Raw genomic sequence first — 23,126 nt, forward strand, 5'->3', positions numbered from 1 at the left:
ATCCCATCAGCGAAGCTGATCTGGAATGGATTTTTGCACGTAACTATGAAGGTACTGAATAGTTACAAGAAATGAACGATTTCAGCCGGGAAAAAGTAATTTGATATCTGATTCTATCCGGAAAACCGGGCAGAATTGGATTCGGCTGCAAATTAGCTGCTGGATTTGTATAAAAGTAAATTTGCCCGGGAATCCCCGGGCAGCAGAGGGAAAACAATAAAGCTATGAGACGAATCAAACTGACGGTTGCCTATGACGGCACCGCATACAAGGGCTGGCAGCTCCAGCCCAATGGCGTTACCATAGAGGAGATGTTAAATAAGGCTCTTTCGGATCTTCTGAAAGAGCCTGTCTGCGTCATTGGGGCAAGCCGGACTGACTCCGGTGTCCATGCAAGAGGAAACGTGGCGGTCTTCGACACGGAGAGCCGGATCCCGGGAGATAAATTCTGTTACGCGGTAAACCGCGGACTTCCGGAGGATATCCGTGTGGTGGAATCCGAGGAGGTTCCCCTGGACTGGCATCCGAGAAAGCAGAACTGCGTAAAGACCTACGAGTATCAGATCTTAAACTGTAAGATCGAGATCCCGACGCGACGCCTCTACGCCCATTTCTGCTATTACCCGTTAAACGTGGAAAAGATGAATGAGGCGGCAAAATATCTCATCGGGGAACATGATTTCATCAGCTTCTGCGCCGCAAACCACCAGGCGGAGGAGACGGTCCGGACGATCTACGGGGTCGAGGTGAAAAAGAATGATGAGGACATCGTAACGATCCGCCTTTGCGGCAGCGGATTCCTCTACAACATGGTGCGGATCATCGCGGGAACCCTGTTAAAAGTCGGAACCGGTGAGTGGGAGCCGGAACATGTGAAAGAGGTACTGGAGGCAAGAAGCCGCAAAGAGGCGGGACAGACTGCTCCGGCGAAGGGGCTGACACTTGTGGGAATCGAGTATGAGAGGGAGATCCCAAAGGAGATTATTGGGAGAAATGAACATTGGGACGCTGTTCTGGACCAGACCAGCTTGGAATCCGACGGAGTTTCCCGCGTGCGGATCAGGTTCTCCGAACCCGAAGAACTCCCTCGCCTGATCCGCCGCATGGTGCATCAGGCATACCGGAATGGGGCGAAGGAAGTGTTTGTGACGATTCCGGATGGATATGAGGTGTCGGAGGCGGAAAGCTATGGATATTACCGACTCCGCAGGCTGGATGACGGCAGCTACGGAACGGAATATACGGGGAGAGCGCTATGAACCAGGTACTGATCCAGCTGATCTATTTTGTGATCTATTCCGTTGTGTTCCTGGTCATCGGAAAGCTCTCCTTTTCGGAAAGCGATTCTCTCTCCAAGTTTTTCGTCGGTGAGAGAAAAAATGACGAAAAACGCCTGTTTTTCACATTTGTCGGAACCTGGGTCTCCGCGGCGACGATTCTGGGATTTACGGGAAACGTATACCACAGCGGACTCTCTGTCATCGCGTCGTCGGTCATCCCGTGGTTTATCGGCGCGGGTCTCCTGTATCTGATGACGGACCGGCTATATGAGAATGATGTCCTGTCGATCCCACAGCTGATTGGAAAAAAGCATGATTCAAAATTTCTGCAGACAGCATCGGCCATTTTTATGATCTGCGGCTATATTTTCTATCTGATGATCCAGATCAAGGGATTTGGCATTGCGGTATCCAGCCTGCTGAATATCAATTACAAGGTAGCTGTCTTTCTTGTCTATCTTTTTATCCTCTATTCGAGCTTCGGCGGCTTTAACTCCGTCACGAAGTCGGACTGCCTCAATCTGATTATGCTCTCTGTGAGCATCGGGGTTCTGTATCTGGTTATCGTAAAAAACGTTCCGGGACACTGGTTTTTGACGGATCAGACTGTGCATGAACTCATAAAGAGCAAGGGCGTTTTTGAAAATCAGACAGCGGAGATTGGAATCTTCGTATATATCTCCATGTTCTTCGGCTGGGGAATGGGACTGGCATCGAATCCCCAGTATATGGTCAGGATCCTGGCGGCGAAGGATAAAAAAACCGCAAAACATATGATCCTGCATGCACTGATATTCCTGTGCGTGCTGTACTTTGCACTGACCCAGATCGGTCTTGGACTGCGGATCCTCTTTCCGCAGCTGAAAAATTACTGCTCCGCGGATGACGTATTTATCTATGCAGTGGTCAATCTCATGAACACACCGTTCAGCGGTTTCTTCCTGATCAGCGTGATCGGCGCCTGCGTCTCAACGGCGAACTCCCAGCTTCACCTGATCGGCTGTATGCTGTCCTACGATGTGACTGCCCAGATCACAAAAAAGAAGATGTCGGAGGAGCAGATCCTCATCCTGGCGCGGGTATTTATCTTCATAGGTGGCACGGCTGCACTGATCTTATCCGTAAATCCGCCGGAGGACATGCTGTCCTTTGGAGCGGACATCTGGGGATTATTCTCGGCGGCGCTTGCCCCTCTGATCTACGGTGGACTGTACTGGAAACGGAGAACGAAAGCCGGGGCGGTGGGAGCGTTCTTTACGGGACTTATCTGCTCTGTCCTGTTCTGGAAAATGAATCTCCAGATATACTGGGCATTTCCGGCAACACTGTGCGCAGCGGCGGTCTATGTTGTGATCCCGATGTTTGAGAATAAGAGAGGGGCAGAAGAATGAGCGGAAAGAAAAAACAACTGTTTCGATCATGGTTCTGCAGGATCGAGCATGAGATCATGCTGCCGTTCGTCACGGTGGGAATTCTGGTGGTCTGTGCATTCTGTGCTATTTCGGTGTATAATGGATATACGGAAAAGCTTAAGGACAGAAAAGAGTACGCGAGGACCACGATCCGCGGCATGGAGGCGGATATTTACTATCTGCAGGGAAAACTGAGTGAGGATGAGATCCGGCAGAAGTATAATTTTTATCATGATCCGGCGGTGCGGATCATGGCTGCCGACGGTACGGTCATCACAGGGGACGAGGAGATCCCGGACGGGAACATGGAACTCCTGTACGCGGACAGTGGAAATTCCCTGGGGTGGCGTCTGGAATACTGGATGGATAAAAAGTCATTCGAGAACGCGATCCTGGAAGAACAGAATTACGTCATTGTGGGCGCTGTGGCCAGTCTCCTGATCATCGTCCAGGTCAGCGTGTTCCTCGCCTGGAGTCTCACAAAACCGATCCGCAGCATGGGCGCGGCGTGTAAAAAGCTCGATGAGAACAAGGACGGGTTCCGGGAGTACAGTTTCCCGGAGACAGCGAGAAAGGACGAGATCGGCCAGCTGGCGAGAACCTTTGAGAATCTTCTGAAAAACCTTGATAACTACACGAAAATGGAGTATACGAGCCGGATGTCATCGGCGCTGGCCCACGAGATCAAAAATCCGCTGGCCGGGATTCGTTCCGGGATACAGGTCCTGGGCGGACGGGCGGTGAAGGAGAATGAAAAGCTTCTCTGCGACAGCATGCTCCATGAGATCGACCGGGTGACTGGGCTGATCAATGACCTGTTTACGCTGTCGGTAAAGAAGGAAAACCACAGACATGTCTTTCTGGCGGATGCGGTGCTGCGGGAGGTGGCATCCATCTATGCGAAGGAGTGCGAACAGCAGAATGTCACGTTCGAGACAGACTGCGTGGCATGTGAGGTGTTTGCCGATGAGAATGAAATGCGCCAGATGCTGTACAATCTTCTGACGAACAGCATGCGGGCGGTCAGCCGGGACGGCACGGGGAAGATCCGTCTCTCAGTGTCTTCCGACGGAGGTATGACTACATTCTGCGTCTCCGACAATGGAAAAGGAATGAATGAAGAGGAACTGAAACGTGCAAGAGAACCGTTCTACACGAAGAGCATTAACGGCGTCGGGCTCGGTCTGGCGATCGTAAACCGGCTGATCGAGCAGAACCACGGCAAAATGGAAATGGAAAGCGCTCCGGGCTGTGGAACAACGGTGCGCCTGATTTTTGAAAGCAGGGATGAACATGAAAAAGGTACTGATCGTTGATGACGAATTTCTGATCCGGTTTACGCTGGAGGAAGGACTGAAGGACCGGGGATACGAGACCCAGTCGGCGGAAACGGTGAAGGACGCTCTCGAGAAGATGAAAACGTTCCATCCGCAGGTGATCCTCCTGGATAACCGCCTGCAGGACAGCCTCGGGATCGACGAGATCTCCACGTTCCGTTCCGCCGATGAGGAGGTCCAGGTGATCCTGATGACGGCGTACGGCTCTGTTGCCCAGGCGGTGGAGGCGACGAAGCGCGGCGCTTACGACTATATTTTAAAGCCCTTTGATATTGACGAGATCGACCGGATCGCTAGCCGCTGCATTGGTCAGATGCAGGATCGGGAATCCCTGGAGTTTCTAAAGGGAAAAACGCAGGAATTTATCGGAGTCAGCGACGCCGCGATGCGGATCCGGCGCCACATCGAACTTCTCGGAAAGAATTCCACGGTGAATGTTCTGATCCGGGGCGAGACCGGAACGGGAAAAGAGGTTGCGGCGTCCCTGATCCATGCCTGCAGCGACCGGAGGGACCACCTGATGGTCCGCATCAACTGCAGCGCAATTCCGGAACATCTGATGGAGAGCGAGCTTTTTGGCTATGAGCGGGGGGCCTTTGCGGGTGCTATGAAGACGAAGAAGGGCCTGATCGAGCTGGCAGCAGGCGGAACCGTGTTCTTGGATGAGATCGGGGAACTTCCCCTCTCCATGCAGACAAAGATCCTCACATTTCTGGATCATAAGAAGTTCAAGCGTGTGGGTGGTCTGGAGGACATCGAAGTAGATGCCCGGGTGATCGCGGCGACAAACCGGAATCTGGAACACGCCGTAAAGCAGGGGGAATTCCGGGAAGACCTTTTCTACCGGATCAATGTCATGGAACTTGTGATCCCGCCGTTACGGGACCGGAGAGAGGATATTCCGGCACTCTGCGATTATTACCTGAAATATTATAACGGCATGTTTGGAAAGAATATCACCCATGTGGATCCTGATTTTATGCGGGAGCTGCTTTTGTATGACTGGAAAGGGAATGTTCGGGAACTGAAAAATATTTTTGAGCGTTGCTTCTTATTCTGTCAGGGGGACGTGCTTGAAAAACATGTGGAATTAAAACGGGTGGACTGGAAAGATGATACCCGGACAGGAGAACCGTTTGCGCTAAAGGATCTTCGGAAAGGACCGATCAGTCTCGATCAGGAGGTTTCCATGCTGGAACAGATCTACATGGACCAGGCGCTGAAGCTCTGCGGAAACAACGTGACAAAAGCGGCGGCCCTTTTGGGGATCACAAGATTCTCCATGAAGAGAAGACTTGATAAGGAAGACTGAAATCTTACGGCCCTCGCGGAAGGGCGCAGATCTGCTGAACAATTGAAAACGTGCAAAAATTCACATCGTGCGAAATCGCTCGCTGAAAATGAGCGGATTCGCACGATTTTTTTGAAAATTTAAAAAAGATTTTCCAAAACCGAAAAATATAGTTGAATGTCACTAAAAAGTCAGATAAAATCAAGACATCAGTTGTAGAAAAGATACGAAAGGGGTACTCATTTATGGGGGAAAAGAAAAAACACAGCAACATGACGACCTTGATGGGAGCTGCGTTCCTGATGGCGACATCCGCGATCGGACCGGGCTTCCTGACACAGACTTCCACATTTACGGCTCAGTATAAAAGCATTTTCGCGCTGGTGATCATCTGCACGATCCTGCTGGATGTGACGACACAGTTAAATATCTGGTCGGTGATCGGTGTGTCCGGCATGCGCGGACAGGATATTGCAAATAAAGTCCTTCCGGGGCTCGGATACTTTATCGCGTTCATGGTTGCCCTCGGCGGTCTGGCATTCAACATCGGAAACGTCGGAGGCGGCGCCCTGGGACTCAACGTATTGTTCGGAATACCGACGACGGTTGGAACCTTTATCGCGGGAATCATCGGAATCCTGATCTTCCTCTCCAAGGACGCGAAGGCCAGCATGGATAAGCTGACAAAATACCTTGGAAGTATCATGATCATCGTAGTTCTCTATGTGGCGATCAAATCCAAACCTCCGGTAGGGGACGCTGTGAGCAGTATTTTCCACCCGGGCGATGTGGGGGCCCTTGTCCTTCCGCTCATCACGCTTCTCGGAGGAAGCTGCGGCGGATATATCACATTCTCCGGTGCGCACCGTCTTCTTGACGCCGGATATTCCGGAAAGAAAGATCTTCCGCATGTACGCCAGTCCGTTTTAATGGGTGTCAGCGTTTCCGGAATCATGAGAATCCTGCTGTTCCTTGCGGTTCTCGGTGTCGTGACAGCAAACCCGGATGTGACACTTGACGCTTCAAACCCGGCAGCAGACGCGTTCCGTCTCGGAGCTGGCGTGATCGGATATAAGATCTTTGGTCTTGTCCTTTTCTTCGCCGCTACAACATCCGTCATCGGCGCGGCTTATACATCGGTTTCATTTTTAAAGACTCTTCATCCGTTTATCATGAAGAATGAAAAGTGGTTCGTGATCGGATTTATCACAGCCTCCACACTGATCATGGCGATCCTCGGAAAGCCGGCAGCACTTCTTGTACTTGCAGGCGCTTTAAACGGACTGATCCTTCCGCTGACCCTCTTAACGATCCTTCTTGCGAGCAGAAACAAGAAGATCGTCGGCGAGGATTACAAGCATCCGACGATCCTCATCGTTTTAGGTGTGTGCGTGGTACTGCTCACAGGATTCTCCGGAATCAAAGCTCTTCCGGGAATCTTAAAGATGTTCGGCTAAGGCTAATTATGTATTGAGATTATGATGCAAGTCGTTTAAAATAGTAGATAGGAAATTTAGAAAATACCGGCAGGGAAAGCAAGGAGGAAATTTTATGTACCGTGTAGACTTAAACAGTGACCTTGGAGAAAGCTTTGGAAATTATACGATCGGAATGGATGAGGAGATCTTAAAATACGTCTCCTCCGCAAACGTGGCATGTGGCTGGCACGCAGGTGACGCGATGGTGATGGAAAAGACCGTTGCTCTGGCGAAAGAGTTCGGAACAGCCGTCGGCGCACACCCGGGATTCCCGGACCTTGTGGGATTTGGACGCCGCAATATGGCAGTGACGCCGGATGAAGCGAAAGCTTATGTTCGCTACCAGCTGGGCGCTCTCATGGCGTTCTGTACCGCCCATGGCGTAAAGATCCAGCATGTAAAACCGCACGGCGCTCTTTACAATATGGCAGCTGTTGACGAGAAGTTAGCTATCGCGATGTGTGAGGCAGTTTATGAGGTAGATAAGGACATCATCTTCATGGGACTTGCAGGTTCTAAGATGATCACGGCAGCAGAAAAAGTCGGTCTCCGCGCTGCAAGTGAGGTCTTCGCTGACCGTGCTTACAACGATGACGGAACTCTCGTATCAAGAAAGCTTCCGGGCGCAGTGATCAAGGACAAAGACCTTGCGATCAAACGTGTGATCCGTATGGTAAAAGAAGGAAAAGTTGAGTCCATCAACGGAAACGATATCGCGATCAAGGCAGACTCTATCTGCGTTCACGGAGATAACCCAAAGGCATTGGAGTTCGTAAAGAATATCCGTGAGACACTGATCGCGGAAGGCGTCGAGATTAAAAATTTAAGTTTATAGGAAAAAGAGTGCAGCTGTTTGACATCTTACAAATGTCAAACAGCCGCAAATGTATAGAGAGGAGACTCGCTGTGGAAAATGTAAGATATCTGGTTTCCGGTGACTGTGCAGTCACCGTGGAATTTGGAAATGAGATCAGTCCGGAGATCAACCGGAAGATCCGCGCATTCAAGATCGCGTTAGAGAAAGAACAGATTGAGGGAATCGTCGAGACCGTACCGACCTACCGTTCCCTTCTTGTTGTATACAAGCCGGAAGTGATCCGGTTCTCAGCACTGACAGAAAAATTTGAGCAGGTTCTGTCCTCCATGGGCAGCATCCAGATCCCGCCGCCAACGGTGATCGAGATCCCGGTGCTTTACGGCGGGGAGATGGGACCGGACCTTGCGAATGTGGCAGAGCATAACGGACTTACGGAAGAGGAAGTCGTAAAGATCCACTCCTCCGAAGAGTACCTGATCTACATGCTGGGATTTATCGCGGGATTCCCGTACCTCGGCGGCATGGACAAGCGTATCGCGACTCCGCGTTTGAAGAGTCCGCGCGTAAAGATTGAGGGCGGCTCCGTGGGAATCGCCGGAGAGCAGACTGGAATCTATCCGGTGGCATCCCCGGGCGGCTGGCAGCTCATCGGAAGAACTCCGTTAAAGCTGTATGATTCCGAGCGGGAAAAACCGGTACTCCTGGAGTCCGGACAGTATATCAAATTCCGACCGGTGACGGAAGAAGAGTACAAAGCCATCGAAAAACAGGTGGAGAACGATACATATCAGTATGTAGTATATGATAAGGAGGCGGAGTGATGGGCATTCAGATCATAAACGGCGGATTCCTGACAACGGTTCAGGACATGGGACGTTACGGATATCAGGAGACTGGAATGTCTGTATCGGGTGTCATGGATACCAGGGCAGCGTCACTCGCCAATATCCTTGTTGGAAATGATACGAACGAGGCAGTCATCGAGATCACGATGATGGGCCCGACGATGAAATTTACAGAAGATGAGATCATCGCGGTGACAGGCGGCGACCTCGGGGCAAAGATCGACGGAAAACCGGTGGAGAGATACCGTGCGGTCCTGGTAAAAGCGGGCCAGACGTTGAGCTTCATGGGCATGTACGGCGGAAGCCGTGCGTATATCGCTTTTGCGGGCGGACTTGATATCCCGGTCGTTATGGGAAGCAGATCCACGAACCTGAAATCAAAGGTTGGCGGATACGAGGGAAGAAAATTAGGAACCGGCGATGAGATCGCTTTCCGCGCTCCCGCATCCTGGCTCCCGCATATGGCCGAGCGTGTATATGAACTTCCGTCCTACGGGGCAAAGGAATGGACACTCAGAGTCGTTATGGGCCCGCAGGACGACTGTTTTACAGATAAGGGAATCAACACCTTCTTAAACAGCACCTACACGATCTCCAACGAGTACGACCGCATGGGCTGCCGCATGGAAGGCGATGTGATCGAGCATAAAAACGGCGGTGACATCATCACTGACGGCATCAGCTTCGGCGCTGTCCAGGTTCCGTCCCACGGAAATCCTATCGTCATGATGGCGGACCATCAGACCACAGGTGGCTACACAAAGATCGCCAACGTGATCTCTGTGGACCTTCCGGTGCTTGCCCAGTGCATGCCGGGAATGAAGATCCATTTTGAGAAAGTCACGGTGGATGAGGCGCAGGCTCTCTATTGTAAGGAAAAAGAAGAGCTTGACGCGCTTGCGAAGAAACTGAATACCCCGGTGGAACCGGCGGACGATGAGCAGGCGGTGGCGATCGCAGCGGCATCCGAGGCGAACAAGACCGCATGGGTAAAGGCGGGAACCTATAAGATCTCCGTAAATGGAAAAGAGTTTCTTGTGGAGCTTGAAAAAGAGGTTGTGAGATTCCGGTAAAAAATATGGGGATGCAGACCGGAAAATGACCTGATCGGCGAAGCGTTTCAGCAGAATGGGTCGCGGGAAACAGGAAACTTAAGATGCCGGAAACGAAAAGAACGGCATAGGAGAAAGGGGTAACGTAAAATGGGAGATTACAGAACGACAAGACCGGAGGAGATCTGGAAAAAGATCCGTGACGGCGAGATCACAGAACCGACAGCCGGAATGTGCGGGGGATACGCACAGGCAAACCTTGTGATCCTGCCGAAAAAATATGCGGAGGACTTTAAAAAGTTCGCGGAGCGCAACCCGAAACCGTGTCCGATCCTCGAGATCATGGACGGTTCCCCGCTGGTTCATGATATGGGCGAGGGAGCGAATATCGTTACCGATATTCCGCGGTACTTTATCTATAAAAACGGCGTGAAGGTCGATGAGGTGACAGATGCTTCTGAATATTGGCAGGATGATTTCGTTGGTTTTCTTATCGGCTGCAGCTTTTCCTTCGAGGAGGCGCTCTTACAGGCCGGAATCGACGTGCGCCACATCTCAATGGGCAGAAATGTTCCGATGTACAAGACGAACATCGAATGTGAGAAAGCCGGTGTGTTTGAAGGTCCGCTTGTATGCAGCATGCGCCCGATGACGCCGGAGAACGCAAAGAAAGCGGCGGAGATCACGGAGAAGTTCCCGAATGTTCACGGTGGTCCTGTCCACATGGGCGATCCGGAAAAGATCGGCATCAAGGATATCGACCATCCGGACTATGGAGATCCAGTGGAGATCCGCGAGGGCGAGATCCCGGTATTCTGGGCCTGCGGCGTGACCCCACAGGCAGCCATCGAGCGGGCGAAGCCGCCGATCGTCATCACCCACGCTCCGGGTCATATGTTTATCACGAATGTGAAGAACGCGGAGTTAAATGATTATCTGGAGAAAAAGAAGCAAGGTACGAAATCGCTGTGAAACAGAAGGAATCGCAGCATCGCAGATGCGTGATCAGCTGCCAGCATCGGACATGGCAGATTTTGCCGGACAGATGCGGAAGTGAGATGTTCGGGCCTTCGAGAGTGAGAGGTTCGGGTCACCGAGTCTTCGGGCTCCGGATAGTTGACAGAATCCGAAATCTATGTTATTCTACCAGACGTTAAAACTCGTGTGGATTTTTAGAGAAGAACTTTTTTCGCCACACAATCACCTAAAAGCTTTATGGGTGGTTGTGTGGCGTTTTTTGTTTAACAGAAAATTCCGATAGAACTTCCCGCTAAACAAAAAGGAACTACGTGCCAATGATGTGTCGAGGTACATTCTTTTTATTGCTTATATCAACGAAGTTTTACATATGGAACCGTTACTTTAAAAATTATATGGGAGGTTAGAATCATGAATGAAACTTTCATGAAGGAGAAGCCGATCTTTCCTCTTCTCCTCGGAATGGGAATGCCCATGGTCCTGTCCATGCTGGTGAATTCCCTCTATAATATAGTAGACAGTTATTTTGTTGCCCGGATCAGCGAGAATGCCATGGAAGCGCTGTCTCTGGTATTTCCGATCCAGAATTTCATCAATGCCATGGCCATCGGTTTCGGCGTGGGAATCAACGCTCTGATCGCTACAGCGAGAGGTGCCGGAAAAGAGGATGAGGCGCGCCGGGCGGCGACCCAGGGTGTTGTCCTGTCTGTGATCCACGGGATCATCCTGGCGGCGGCCTGCATCGCCATCATGCCGTGGTTCCTTGGCATGTTCACACGCGATCAGGAGGTCATTCACTATGGCGTGCGCTACGCGTCTATTGCGTTCCTGTTCTCTCCGATCATCATGGCAGGACTGGCCTTCGAAAAGATCTTCCAGGCGGTAGGACGGATGAAGGTGTCCATGATCGCCCTGCTCGGCGGCTGCATCACAAACATTATCCTGGATCCGATGCTGATCTTCGGACTGGCATTCTTCCCGAAGATGGGGATCGCAGGTGCGGCGCTGGCAACAGGTGTAGGACAGCTCGTCTCACTCATCGTGTACCTTGTCTTCTATTTCAGAGGACCGGTTCCGGTAAAACTGGAAGCAAAATACAAGATCCCTGGCGGAAATACCATGAAGAAGCTTTACGGGATCGGTATCCCGGCGATCCTCAATCTGGCGCTGCCCTCCGTCATGATCTTTGTGTTAAATGGTCTGCTGGCGCAGTATTCCAGAAGCTATGTGGTCATTCTCGGAATCTATTATAAACTGCAGACCTTCCTCTATTTCCCGGCCAGCGGCATCATCCAGGGGATGCGGCCGGTGATCGGTTACAATTTCGGCGCCGGAGAGCGTGAGAGAGTCGGGAAGATCTATAAGATAACGTTAGCTATGGCCGGCGTAATTATGGCAGCAGGAACGGTGCTCTGCCTTACGATCTCCAACACGCTGATCGGTGCCTTTACCGACAACGCGGAGACCATCGCAGCAGGCGGCGCTGCCCTCCGGATCATCAGCGCCGGATTCATCGTCTCAACGGTCTCCGTAACAGCGTCTGGTGCCCTGGAGGGAATTGGCATGGGTGTCCAGTCCCTTGTGATCTCCCTGCTCCGCTATATCGTAGTCATCCTTCCGTCCGCCTTTATTCTCTGCCATCTGTTCGGCGGCGGCGCGGTCTGGAACGCGTTCTGGATCACGGAGTTTGCGGCAGCAGTTGTGGCTGAGATCGTGTATCGGGGAACGATTAAGCGGACCATGCCAAAACCACGATAAAATATAGGTTTTTCGGCAAAATTTAATCGAAATTTTGAAGAAAAATGGTTGACACACCCGACCATGTATAATATAATGTATAACTGTGACATCGGTTGAAAATGCTGTGGCCAAAGCCCCGGAAACAGTATTTTACGATAAAGGAACATTGATTGATTTAGTACAAACAGGAGGTCAACCCATGAAGAGCTTTATGGCTAGTCCAGCAACAATTGAGAGAAAATGGTACGTAGTTGACGCTACAGGATATACATTAGGTCGTCTGACATCAGAAGTAGCAAAGATCTTAAGAGGAAAGAACAAACCGATCTACACTCCGCACATCGACTGCGGCGATTACGTGATCGTAACAAACGCTTCCAAGATCAAAGTTACAGGTAAGAAGTTAGACCAGAAGATCTACTACAGCCACTCCGACTATGTAGGCGGAATGAAAGAGACAACTTTAAGAGAAATGCTCGAGAAGAAGCCGGAGAAGGTTATCGAGTTAGCAGTTAAGGGAATGCTCCCGAAGGGACCTTTAGGAAGAAGCATGATCACAAAACTTCACGTTTACGCTGGCCCGGATCACGAGCAGGCAGCACAGAAGCCGGAAGTTTTAGAAATCAAATTTTAATTAGAGGTCTGAAAGGAGGAAATTCATAATGGCTAGCACAAAATATTACGGAACAGGCAGAAGAAAAAAATCTATCGCAAGAGTATATCTTGTACCGGGAACAGGTAAGATCACAATCAACAAGAGAGATATCGATGAGTATCTTGGTCTTGAGACATTAAAGCTCATCGTTCGTCAGCCGTTAGCAGCAACAGAGACAGCTGATAAGTTCGACGTTATCGTTAACGTTCGCGGCGGCGGAGTTTCCGGACAGGCAGGCGCTATCCGTCATGGTATCTCCAGAGCTCTGCTTCACGCAGACATCGAGTACCGTCCGGTATTAAAGAAAGCTGGTTTCTTAACAAGAGATCCGCGTATGAAAGAAAGAAAGAAATACGGTCTCAAAGCAGCTCGTCGCGCTCCGCAGTTCAGCAAGCGATAATCGACTGCTCAGACTATATCAAAAGGTTTACAAAACCCCGGAAAATCAAGGTTTTCCGGGGTTTTCTTATACCTAAACGGGCTGATATAGTTTGACCTCATTTGACCAAACGAGAGCCATTTTCACTGGAGTTTTAGTGGTTAAATATAGGACAACCAGAGAGCAATTTCGGGGGTATTTTTGAGGGTGATTTTTGTCATGGTGGGAAAAGATTCCGGCATCAGGAAGGGCCGTCACTTTACATAGCTAAACAGTTTACGGATGAACGGTTTTGAGCTATGAAGCTATGGAATCTGTAGGTAATATCTGATAGAAATAGTAAGAACAGCGATATAAATCTGGATTTGGAGGTGTGTTGCAATGCCAGCTTTGAAAGGATTAGAATGGACGTTTGATACAGTTTCGTCTACATATGAGAAGTCACGTCCTGGTTATGTAAAAGAATTGTATCAAACATTGCTTGACTATATTCCTATTAACGAAAATAGCAATGTGGTTGAGGTGGGAAGTGGTGGAGGCCAAGCAACGGCTCCAATTTTAGAAACTGGATGTCAATTGACAGCAGTAGAATGTGGAAAACGATTTTCTGAATTGTTAAAAAATAAATTTAATGAGTATCAAAAATTTTCAGTCATTACAGGTAAATTTGAAGATACAGTGTTTGAGGACAATACCTTTGATTTAGTATTTTCTGCAACTGCCTTTCATTGGGTACCAGAGAAAATCGGATATGAAAAAGTATTTTCTATGCTGAAAAATGGTGGTGCTTTTGCACGTTTTGCGAACCATCCGTATCGTGATAAAGAAAATGTAGAGCTTTCACAAGAAATAGATAAGATTTATGACCTGTATTACAATAAGTATTACAATAAAGAACGTGAAACAATATCTGGATATACGGAACAGCAGGCAAAAGAGATAGCAATGATTGCAAGCAAATATGGTTTTTCAGATATTAGATATGAGTTATTTTATCGAGAACGAGTATTTTCCGCAAATGAGTATATTGAACTTCTTGGAACATATTCAAACCATATTGCAATTGAAGAAAGTATAAGAACAGAGTTCTTTGCTAAAATTAAAGAAGCAATTAACAACCATGGTGGTATAATAAAAATCCATGATACTATTGATTTACAATTAGCGAGAAAACGTTAAATTCAAGTTTGTCGGATTGAAAAGGAAGAGCCTTACGCAAGGTGCAAGCAAAAACTCCGTTCGGGTTAAGGACGAAGTGCCTTAGCCGGTCAAGGGTGCCCCCAGAGAGAAAAACTGGAACCGTCCCGTCCCTTAGTATGGGATAAGCTCAAACAGGAGCTGCCTGCCCATAAGCCTGCCGCTCCGAAGAAACGGGAGCCGAAGCGATAACCATGGCAAAGCGCAAGCGGGATATTCCGGTTTTGTTTTGGGTGTCCGCAGAAGAACTGGAGCTGATCCATCAAAAGATACAGCAATACGGGGCAGAGAATTTGAGCACCTTCCTCCGCTTTTTCTTTTTAGAGGTATCATTGTTTTCTTGGTGGTAATACTGGATAATGGAGGCAGAAAAAATAAGTGTGATAAAGAGGTTGAGCATAAATGATGACCTTTGAGATGGTAATTGAAATTTTTGAAGAATACCTGTTTGTAGATAAGGCAATAGAGGTTTATAGAAGCTCGTTCAGCATCTGAACTAACTGCAATTAGATGATTCTAAACTTGCAAAACTTAGCAAACATCGAACCATGGCTGAAATGCCTGTAATCATTCTTTGATAATTATGCTGTTACAAAGTGTGTAAATCGTATATGAAAAACCCTGGCTGTTGAATTCGATGGAACGCCGTGTGCGGTGAAAGTTACATGCACGGTGTGGAGCGGGGGAAAATCTGGAGATTATATCAAAGGATTACCTATCGCTATCTGGCGCAAAATCTCAGGGCATGAAGCAGTTCATGGCTAATTAAAGGGAACAAAAAAGAAAGGAAAAGCACAATCCAGACGGTATCAGCGGCAGGCTACAAGAATAAATTGTGATTTCACAAGATTGGTGCTATAATAAGAGAAAAGTTCCTGCCGGGGCAGCCGCCCCGGTGGTATGGATAGAAAGGCAGGAAAATAATATGCACATCAGCTATAAACCACTCTGGCATACACTGTTAGAGCGTGATATGAGAAAAGAAGATTTAAGGCTTGCCGCCGGTATGACAACGAATATGATTGCCAACATGAGCAAAGAGGGAAAGCACATCAGCATGGATACATTAGCCCGTATCTGCGAAACGCTGAATTGTGAGATTACCGATGTGATTGAGTTAGTACCAGACGAGCCTGCTTCCACAGGAGGTAAGGAACATGAGCGAATTGAAACCAAGAATAACGGAAAACGGAATTGATTATATCCTTGTTGGGGATTATTATATCCCAGATTTGAAGCTGCCGGAGGAACACCGCCCTATCGGAAAGTACGGACGGATGCACCGGGAATATTTAAGAGAAGTCCACCCAGCCAGATTGAACACATTGACACTGACCGGGAAGTTATGGACATACCTTGCAGACCTGAACGAACAGGCACAGGAACGGTTAGACACCATCATGGAGCAGATGAAAGCTGCCGAGGGCGTGACTGAGGAATTGAAGCGTACTTCTCAAATGGAATGGGTGCAGCGTTGCAATAACATTCACAACCGGGCAGAAGAAATTATTTTGCATGAGATGGTTTATTCATAAACGGTATGTCAGAATGACAATTACAAACTGAAAGCTGAAGGAGAGGAAATTTATGAACAAAACCTTAACCCATAGTATGAAATCCTATATAACAATTTTTTGGGTTGGTATTTTAGTCGGATGTATTTGCAGGCTTACAGATTATTGCCCAGCTGATACATTATGGAGTTTTTCGTCAATTCAAACACTATTGGGATTTTGGATTATTACCAATACCATCATTGTTTTAGCAAGTACTTCAAACATTTGTGCAGGGATTAGTTCGTTTTTATATATGTTTGGAATGACATTGAGTTTCTATGGATTACAAGCAATATTAGGAACATTCATACCTTTATTTTCTGGTGGTTTTCGTACTTCACTATTTATATTATTTACTATTTGTTCAATCCCTTGTGCAATAGCAGCGTTTATCTTATATTACTGGAATAAAGAACATATTTTTAATTCTATATTATATTCTCTGCCAGTAGGTGCTTTAGCCGCAGAAGCAATTGTAATTTTTATTTACTTTTTAGGGCATCATACATTCCTATTTCAGTTATTGATGGATGTAATAGGAGTACTAATTTTTCTTTTCATGTTCTATAAAAAAGCAAAAAGTAAGAAGCTTTTTCTAATCGCTTCGGTAATTAGTGCTTTGGTATTTTACTTTGTTTTTCCATGGTAATATGAAATTATAATATACAACTTACCACTTCAAAATTTCAACTGAATAACCACAGCACAAACCGCTGCTACATGGAAGCCAACACAACCATGCAACAGCGGTTTTTTGTTACCGTTTTTTCCTCTGGCTGATAGGCGTTCCCATTTTCTTTGATTTTTGGAGAATCCGAATCAGCCAGCGAAATTCTTCTTCCGATAAATTTTTGTAGTTGATACCGAGCTGCTTGCAGTAAAGCATTGCCAGTTTTTCCAAACGGCTGCCCTTGAAATTTTCGACCGCTTCCAGATTTTCTTTCAGTTCATCGGCAACGGTGGTCTGGGGCGCACTCTCACTGTCCTTTTTGTGGGTTTCCCGAATATCCCGGATAATCAGGTTGAGGTCATCCAGAACCATGTGGCTGAAATACTCATCATCGCTGATATGGGCAGCTTGCAGCACCTTCAAATGCGGGTCATCTTCGCCGGGGCGATACCGTTCAATGATTTCATGCCGGACGGTATCAACAAGGGCATTGAGGTTTTGGATTTGCATGGTAGCAATCCCGTCCACATAAATCTCAATATCCGCAAGAAACTTGATAAAGTCCTTATGGGTGGCAAGTTCGCAGAGCAGACGGTTGTTAATCCGACCGCTTTTCAGAAGTGCAACCATCTCATCATTCAAATGCAGCTCCGTCAATGGTGTGTTGATCTGCTCCCGGTTTTCTGTCCGGCACAGCAGATAATCAACGGAAACCCCATAGAAGTCTGCCAGCGTGATAAGGTTGCCATGATTGATTTCCTTAAAATCCTCTTTTTCATAACTTCCAAGAGCTGATTTGGAAATGCCCGTCAGCTTTGATAGTTCTTCCAGATTTAAGCCTTTGTCCTTGCGGAGTTCCCAAAGGCGTTCCTGTATGCTTGTTGCTCCTTTCATGGGTGCACGCTCCCTTCCAACGGTTTCATTGCTGCCGCTTATCTGGATTATATCACACTTTCCGTAATCGTGGAAAGTTCTGATTTTTACCCTTAATTCCTACTTTGTGGACATACGGCACAGGGCACAAAAATGTTCTATGATACAGGTAGTTCATCGATGGATTATTCCAATCGAATGACCAGCCTGTGTGGGATATGCTTCCCCGGCGATGTAGCGCCATGACTTTTGGCAGGGATGTGGAGGAACCCTGACCGAAACGAGCATACCAAAGGGAGCGATACGCCGCTGTGAGATTCAGGGGAGGAACGACACCGGGGAGAACTGGCGAACTGACACCGAAATGATACCGAAACACGACAATCTGATAGGGGGACAGTCTACCCTATCGCTGATACTTCGGGAGATTTTAAGCGGCTCTATAACCGTAATTTTGCCGAAAATCACCCCGGAACCATACACTAAAACGGGAGGAAGCGCAATATGCCGAGAATGAGCAAAAAGAGGAAGCATGAGCTTTCCTTTTACCTCAATGACCGGGGGCGTGTCACTTACAACGAATTATGCCGGAAATGCCAGCATGGGTGCAAGCAGAGCTTCCGGGCGGTTGTGGTTGACTGCCCCCGTTATTTATCCAAACGAGCAAAGAAATAGGAGGAACACACAGAATGAATTTTGAATTTATGACGATAGACACATCATTGCCGCCCTGTATGCCCTTTCCCAGAGCGTTGACAGGATTTCCAGTCAGCAGCACCGCAAAGGTCATGTACTGCCGGATGCTGGACGCTATGCTATCCAAAGGGCAGGAGGACGAGAACGGAATCCTGTTTGTCTGCTTCCCTGTCACAGCCATTGCCGCAGTCCTGTCCCGCAGTCCCATGACGGTCAAGCGTTCTCTGAATGAACTGGAAACCGCCGGACTTATCATGCGGGTGCGTCAGGGCGTGGGAGAACCGAATAGAATTTATGTGCTGATACCGGGAAAGGAGGACGCTGCCCTTGCCTGATACCTCAAAGCTGGAAAAGCTCAAGCGGGAGTTGGAGAAAAGCGAAAAGAAACTGCGGAAAGCCATCAATGATGAAAAGGCATTGCAGCACCAGTTAAAGCAGCTTACCCGAAAGGAACGGACGCACCGGCTCTGTACTCGTGGCGGTATGCTGGAAAGTTTTCTGCAAGAGCCGGAACGCCTGACAGATGATGATGTCATGCTGTTGTTGAAACTCATTTTTCACAGGCAGGACACGCAGGAACTATTGAAAAAACTGCTGGAACGGGAGAAGCCGGAAACCCCTTAGTTTACTAAGGGCGCAATTATACACCACCCAGAGGTTGGTGCATTGCGTTCTCCGAAGGCTCCTCGCCGGAGGGCTGTGATTTTCCGCAGTCATGGTCTGCTTCAAATCAAACAGGAGACGCTACGCTTCCCCTGCGCTGGCTGCCGCCAGCTACCCTTTTGTGGACTTGCCATCTGGGGACATCTTGCGTTGCAAGCTGTTCCCAGCCGACAAGTTTCATAAAATATGCTATCTTTTTGATAGGCAGTGAAGTATAATGAAGATGACAACAAATCGGAATTTTCAAAGGAGGGATTTACAGTGAAAAAAATCGGATTAGGTATTGCAATATTACTCTTTGCTATCGTAATTACTCTTTGCTCATCAGGAATGGAGCTACTCTCTATTGGAATTGGAATTGTAGGATTGATTTTTTCAATCATAGGATTTATGGAACGTAAGTAAAACAACTTTCAGTTTGTCAACTTCACATCGGGTCAACTTGTCCCGAACTTTCACAACTAAATACCCGCCGCTTACACAGCGGCACACCGAGCAGGAAATCTGAAAAAGGTCTCCTGCTTTTTTTCTGCCCAAAATGAGGTGGTAAAACGCCACCCCATCCACCAAGCATAGAAAGGAGGGATACGAAATGCCCTGTCCACACAACGAAATCTCGATTGTTCAGCGTAGCCAACAGCAGTCTGCGGTTGCCGCCGCTGCCTACCAGAGCGGCGAAAAGCTGTTCTGTGAATACGACCAAGAAGTGAAGCACTACCCAGAAAAGCGAGGTATCGTCCACAATGAAATCCTGCTCCCGGCAAATGCCCCGCCGGAGTATGCAGACCGCAATACTTTATGGAACGCCGCCGAAGCTGTGGAGAAACAATGGAACTCCCAGCTTGCAAGGCGGTGGGTGCTTACCATTCCCAGAGAGATACCGCCCGACCAGTACGCTGTCCTTGTCCGGGAGTTCTGCCAGCAACAGTTTGTTTCCAAAGGCATGATTGCTGACTTTGCCATCCATGACCCCCACCCGCCGGGACACAATCCTCACGCCCATGTCCTGCTCACTATGAGGGCAATGGACGAACATGGGAAATGGCTTTCCAAGAGCCGCAAGGTTTATGACCTTGACGAGAACGGGGAACGGATAAAGCTGCCATCCGGCAGGTGGAAAAGCCACAAGGAGGATACGGTGGACTGGAACGACCAGAAGTATTGTGAAATCTGGCGGCATGAATGGGAGGTCATCCAGAACCGCTATCTGGAAGCCAATGATCGCCCGGAGCGTGTGGACTTGCGTTCCTATGCCAGACAGGGGCTTGATATTATCCCTACTGTCCATGAGGGTGCTGCTGTCCGGCAGATGGAAAAGCGAGGTATCCAGACGAATATCGGCAACCTGAACCGGGAAATCAGAGCCGCCAACCGCCTGATGAAGTCCATCCGGCAGCTTATCCAAAACCTCAAAGGCTGGATTACCGAGCTGGGAGAAAAACGGAAAGAACTGCTTGCACAAAAGGCGGCGGAGGAAGCGACACTTCTTCCAAATCTACTGATGAAATATATGGAGATACGAAAGGAAGAACGGAAGGACTGGACGAGGGCTGGACAAAATCGGGGGACTTCACAGGACTTAAAGGCAGTCAGCGAAGCCCTGTCCTATCTCCGGCAAAAGGGGCTTTCCACTGTGGAGGACTTGGAAGCCTTTCTGGAATCTTCCGGGAAATCAGCCGCAGATTACCGCAGTCAGATGAAGCCAAAGGAAGCCCGAAGCAAAGTGATTGACGGACTGCTTTCTGCCCGGACAGACTGCAAGGAATGTAAGCCTGTCTATGAGAAGTACCAGAAGATATTTTTTAAGAAAACAAAGGAGAAATTCAACCAGGAACACCCGGAGGTTGCCCGGTATGCGAAAGCCGCCGCCTACCTTGCCAAGCACCCGGACGATAAGGACAGCACCCAAAAGAAGCTGCAAGAGGAGCAGGAAACGCTTCTGGAAGAAATTGCAGCCCTGAAAACACCTCTGATCGAGGTACAGGCTGATTTGAAGAAGCTGCGGGACATCCGCTACTGGGTACGGAAAGCCACACCCGGCACAGAGGAAAGCAAAGAGCCGCCCAAGAAGCAGCCCATCAAGGAAGTCTTGCAGGATAAGGCAGACGAGAAAAAAGCACAAAGAACCGCCCCGGCACAGGCGAAACACAGACAACAGGATATGGAACTTTAACAGGCACTTGCCATTTTCAAGCAGAGAATGTCAGGTGTTTTTTTCTTTTTTCAAGGAGGGATAGATTTGAATGTATTTGAAGCTGTGAAGCAGTCCGTCACAACCAGACAGGCTGCGGAGCATTATGGAATCCATGTAGGGCGGAACGGGATGGCTTGCTGCCCGTTCCATCATGATAAAACCCCAAGCATGAAGCTGGATCGGCGTTACCACTGCTTCGGCTGCGGTGCGGATGGGGATGTGATTGATTTTGCCGCCGCCCTGTATGGGCTGGGAAAGAAAGAAGCCGCCGTACAGCTGGCACAGGACTTCGGGCTTTCCTATGAGGACTGGAAACCGCCGGGAAAAGCAAAAAAGCCCAAGCCCCGGCAGAAATCCCCGGAGGAACAGTTTCAGGAAGCAAAAAACCGCTGCTTCCGTATTCTTGCCGATTATCTCCACCTACTCCGAGTGTGGAGAAAGGAATATGCCCCGCACTCCCCGGAGGAAGTCTTTCATCCCCGGTTTGTGGAAGCCTTACAGAAGCAAGACCATGTGGAATATCTGCTGGATGTGCTGCTGTTCGGGGAAACAGAGGAAAAAGCGGCTTTGATTACGGAATACGGAAAGGATGTGATACAGCTTGAACAGCGAATGGCAGAGCTTGCAGCCGCAGACGCAGCAAGAACTAAAAAACACCATGAACGCCATGCAGCCGCCCCAGAGCATTGAGGAAATCAAGGCGGGGCTGGAAACCACCGAGAAAGGCGGTGTCCGTCAGAGCATACGGAACTGCCTGACCGTATTCCAGCGTGACCCGCTGCTTTCCGGGGCTATCGCATACAACATCCTGACCGACCGCAAGGACATCATAAAGCCCATCGGCTTCCACAGGGACAGCACCGCCTTAAACGATACGGACATGAAATATCTGCTTCTCTATCTGGAAGAAACCTACGGGCTTACCAATGAGAAAAAGATTGATAACGCCATCGGGATTGTGGCGAATGAAAACAAGTACCACCCCATCCGGGATTATTTAAGTTCCCTTGTGTGGGACGGGACAGAGCGAATCCGCTTCTGCCTACGGCACTTTCTGGGAGCTGACGCAGATGATTACACCTATGAAGCGTTGAAGCTGTTCCTGATGGGCGCTATCTCACGAGCCTTTCAGCCGGGGTGCAAGTTTGAAATCATGCTCTGTCTGGTCGGAGGTCAGGGGGCTGGCAAGTCCACCTTCTTCCGTCTGCTGGCAGTCCGGGACGAGTGGTTCTCCGATGATTTGCGGAAGCTGGACGATGACAATGTGTACCGTAAGCTGCAAGGTCACTGGATTATCGAAATGTCGGAAATGATGGCAACCGCCAACGCCAAGAGCATTGAGGAAATCAAGTCGTTTTTAAGCCGGCAGAAAGAGGTTTACAAGATACCCTATGAAACCCACCCGGCAGACCGCCCCCGTCAGTGCGTGTTTGGCGGCACTTCCAATGCCCTTGACTTCCTGCCCCTTGACCGTTCCGGCAACCGCCGTTTTATCCCGGTCATGGTGTACCCGGAGCAGGCGGAGGTTCACATTTTGGAGGACGAAGCCGCTTCCAGAGCCTATATCGAGCAGATGTGGGCAGAAGCTATGGAGATTTACCGAAGCGGCAGGTTCAAGCTGGCTTTCAGCCCCACCATGCAGCGGTATCTCAAAGAACACCAGCGGGATTTTATGCCGGAGGACACCAAAGCCGGAATGATACAGGCGTATCTTGATAAGTACACCGGGAGCATGGTCTGTTCCAAGCAGCTTTACAAGGAAGCCTTGAACCACACCTTTGACGAGCCGAAGCAATGGGAAATCCGGGAAATCAACGAGATTATGAACCAGTGCATTACCGGCTGGCGGTACTTCCCGAACCCAAGAATGTTTTCCGAATATGGCAGACAAAAGGGCTGGGAGCGTGAAAACCCGGCAACGGACTCCGGCAACCCGTCTGAAAAAACGATGGATGGTTTTGTGGAGGTCACAGAACAGATGGAGCTTCCATTCTGAAAATGACCGCCCGTTGC

Annotated in this window: 25 protein-coding genes; 24 read left to right on the forward strand and 1 reads right to left on the reverse strand. The window is 49.0% G+C overall.

Features of this window, described 5'->3' with window-relative positions:
• Positions 1–224: 224 nt before the first annotated feature.
• The 17 genes from truA (at position 225) to ACXMYH_RS02740 (ending at position 16,666) form a co-directional block, all read left to right on the forward strand.
• Positions 225–1,259, forward strand: coding sequence for a tRNA pseudouridine(38-40) synthase TruA (gene truA, locus ACXMYH_RS02660; protein WP_486555473.1), 1,035 nt, complete (start codon positions 225–227; stop codon positions 1,257–1,259).
• The gene (locus tag ACXMYH_RS02665; protein WP_486555474.1) at positions 1,256–2,671 is read left to right on the forward strand and encodes a sodium:solute symporter family protein; all 1,416 of its coding nucleotides are present in this window, start codon (positions 1,256–1,258) and stop codon (positions 2,669–2,671) included. Before truA ends, ACXMYH_RS02665 begins: the two co-directional genes overlap by 4 nt.
• Complete coding sequence (locus tag ACXMYH_RS02670) at positions 2,668–4,008, forward strand: sensor histidine kinase (protein WP_486555475.1); 1,341 nt, start codon at positions 2,668–2,670, stop codon at positions 4,006–4,008. Before ACXMYH_RS02665 ends, ACXMYH_RS02670 begins: the two co-directional genes overlap by 4 nt.
• Positions 3,986–5,341 (forward strand): sigma-54-dependent transcriptional regulator, encoded by a 1,356-nt coding sequence (locus ACXMYH_RS02675; protein ID WP_117469275.1) that lies wholly within the window; start codon positions 3,986–3,988, stop codon positions 5,339–5,341. Before ACXMYH_RS02670 ends, ACXMYH_RS02675 begins: the two co-directional genes overlap by 23 nt.
• 224 nt (positions 5,342–5,565) lie before the next feature.
• The gene (locus tag ACXMYH_RS02680; RefSeq protein WP_015553385.1) at positions 5,566–6,777 is read left to right on the forward strand and encodes an NRAMP family divalent metal transporter; all 1,212 of its coding nucleotides are present in this window, start codon (positions 5,566–5,568) and stop codon (positions 6,775–6,777) included.
• Between the two features lie 94 nt (positions 6,778–6,871).
• Positions 6,872–7,633, forward strand: coding sequence for a LamB/YcsF family protein (locus tag ACXMYH_RS02685; RefSeq protein ID WP_015553386.1), 762 nt, complete (start codon positions 6,872–6,874; stop codon positions 7,631–7,633).
• 71 nt (positions 7,634–7,704) lie between these two features.
• The gene (gene pxpB / locus ACXMYH_RS02690) at positions 7,705–8,436 is read left to right on the forward strand and encodes a 5-oxoprolinase subunit PxpB (RefSeq protein WP_486555476.1); all 732 of its coding nucleotides are present in this window, start codon (positions 7,705–7,707) and stop codon (positions 8,434–8,436) included.
• Complete coding sequence (locus tag ACXMYH_RS02695; protein ID WP_486555477.1) at positions 8,436–9,533, forward strand: 5-oxoprolinase subunit C family protein; 1,098 nt, start codon at positions 8,436–8,438, stop codon at positions 9,531–9,533. The genes pxpB and ACXMYH_RS02695 overlap by 1 nt, the downstream gene beginning before the upstream one ends.
• 129 nt (positions 9,534–9,662) lie before the next feature.
• Positions 9,663–10,484, forward strand: a complete 822-nt coding sequence (locus tag ACXMYH_RS02700) for a putative hydro-lyase (RefSeq protein ID WP_118650620.1) — start codon at positions 9,663–9,665, stop codon at positions 10,482–10,484.
• A gap of 417 nt (positions 10,485–10,901) precedes the next feature.
• Positions 10,902–12,248: an MATE family efflux transporter gene (locus tag ACXMYH_RS02705; RefSeq protein WP_486555478.1), complete on the forward strand. Its 1,347-nt coding sequence runs from the start codon at positions 10,902–10,904 to the stop codon at positions 12,246–12,248.
• A 181-nt stretch (positions 12,249–12,429) separates the two neighbouring features.
• Complete coding sequence (gene rplM / locus ACXMYH_RS02710) at positions 12,430–12,864, forward strand: 50S ribosomal protein L13 (protein ID WP_015553390.1); 435 nt, start codon at positions 12,430–12,432, stop codon at positions 12,862–12,864.
• A gap of 28 nt (positions 12,865–12,892) precedes the next feature.
• A complete protein-coding gene (rpsI, locus tag ACXMYH_RS02715) occupies positions 12,893–13,285 on the forward strand; it encodes a 30S ribosomal protein S9 (protein ID WP_021905542.1) in 393 nt (130 codons plus the stop codon).
• A gap of 360 nt (positions 13,286–13,645) precedes the next feature.
• Complete coding sequence (locus ACXMYH_RS02720; protein ID WP_486555479.1) at positions 13,646–14,443, forward strand: class I SAM-dependent methyltransferase; 798 nt, start codon at positions 13,646–13,648, stop codon at positions 14,441–14,443.
• Between the two features lie 212 nt (positions 14,444–14,655).
• Positions 14,656–14,811 carry a hypothetical protein gene (locus ACXMYH_RS02725; RefSeq protein ID WP_486555480.1) on the forward strand — a complete coding sequence of 52 codons (156 nt, stop codon included), beginning with the start codon at positions 14,656–14,658 and terminating at the stop codon, positions 14,809–14,811.
• A 485-nt stretch (positions 14,812–15,296) separates the two neighbouring features.
• Positions 15,297–15,659 (forward strand): helix-turn-helix domain-containing protein, encoded by a 363-nt coding sequence (locus ACXMYH_RS02730; protein ID WP_022742028.1) that lies wholly within the window; start codon positions 15,297–15,299, stop codon positions 15,657–15,659.
• Positions 15,619–15,996, forward strand: coding sequence for a TnpV protein (locus ACXMYH_RS02735; RefSeq protein ID WP_024739843.1), 378 nt, complete (start codon positions 15,619–15,621; stop codon positions 15,994–15,996). The genes ACXMYH_RS02730 and ACXMYH_RS02735 overlap by 41 nt, the downstream gene beginning before the upstream one ends.
• Before the next feature lie 52 nt (positions 15,997–16,048).
• Entirely contained in the window at positions 16,049–16,666 is a 618-nt protein-coding gene (locus ACXMYH_RS02740; protein ID WP_233105080.1) for a hypothetical protein, read from the forward strand.
• Between the two features lie 108 nt (positions 16,667–16,774).
• Here the strand turns inward: ACXMYH_RS02740 and ACXMYH_RS02745 are convergent, their stop codons facing one another.
• The gene (locus tag ACXMYH_RS02745) at positions 16,775–17,581 is read right to left on the reverse strand and encodes a helix-turn-helix domain-containing protein (RefSeq protein WP_069432587.1); all 807 of its coding nucleotides are present in this window, start codon (positions 17,579–17,581) and stop codon (positions 16,775–16,777) included.
• Positions 17,582–18,064: 483 nt separating this feature from the next.
• Between ACXMYH_RS02745 and ACXMYH_RS02750 the strand changes: the two genes are divergently transcribed.
• From ACXMYH_RS02750 to ACXMYH_RS02780, 7 genes are all read left to right on the forward strand, one after another.
• Positions 18,065–18,235 (forward strand): hypothetical protein, encoded by a 171-nt coding sequence (locus ACXMYH_RS02750; RefSeq protein ID WP_486555481.1) that lies wholly within the window; start codon positions 18,065–18,067, stop codon positions 18,233–18,235.
• A 14-nt stretch (positions 18,236–18,249) separates the two neighbouring features.
• The gene (locus ACXMYH_RS02755) at positions 18,250–18,591 is read left to right on the forward strand and encodes a DeoR family transcriptional regulator (protein ID WP_073929947.1); all 342 of its coding nucleotides are present in this window, start codon (positions 18,250–18,252) and stop codon (positions 18,589–18,591) included.
• On the forward strand, positions 18,584–18,880 hold the full coding sequence (locus ACXMYH_RS02760; RefSeq protein WP_486555482.1) for a DUF3847 domain-containing protein: 297 nt from the start codon (positions 18,584–18,586) through the stop codon (positions 18,878–18,880). Before ACXMYH_RS02755 ends, ACXMYH_RS02760 begins: the two co-directional genes overlap by 8 nt.
• Before the next feature lie 300 nt (positions 18,881–19,180).
• Complete coding sequence (locus tag ACXMYH_RS02765) at positions 19,181–19,324, forward strand: DUF4337 domain-containing protein (RefSeq protein ID WP_147327110.1); 144 nt, start codon at positions 19,181–19,183, stop codon at positions 19,322–19,324.
• 187 nt (positions 19,325–19,511) lie between these two features.
• Positions 19,512–21,092, forward strand: coding sequence for a MobQ family relaxase (mobQ, locus tag ACXMYH_RS02770; RefSeq protein WP_008703754.1), 1,581 nt, complete (start codon positions 19,512–19,514; stop codon positions 21,090–21,092).
• 66 nt (positions 21,093–21,158) lie between these two features.
• A complete protein-coding gene (locus ACXMYH_RS02775; protein WP_020994021.1) occupies positions 21,159–21,803 on the forward strand; it encodes a CHC2 zinc finger domain-containing protein in 645 nt (214 codons plus the stop codon).
• Positions 21,772–23,109 (forward strand): virulence-associated E family protein, encoded by a 1,338-nt coding sequence (locus ACXMYH_RS02780; protein ID WP_044925918.1) that lies wholly within the window; start codon positions 21,772–21,774, stop codon positions 23,107–23,109. Before ACXMYH_RS02775 ends, ACXMYH_RS02780 begins: the two co-directional genes overlap by 32 nt.
• Positions 23,110–23,126 lie beyond the last annotated feature (17 nt).

The sequence above is a fragment of the Pilosibacter sp. NGB245 genome (genome assembly GCF_057397225.1).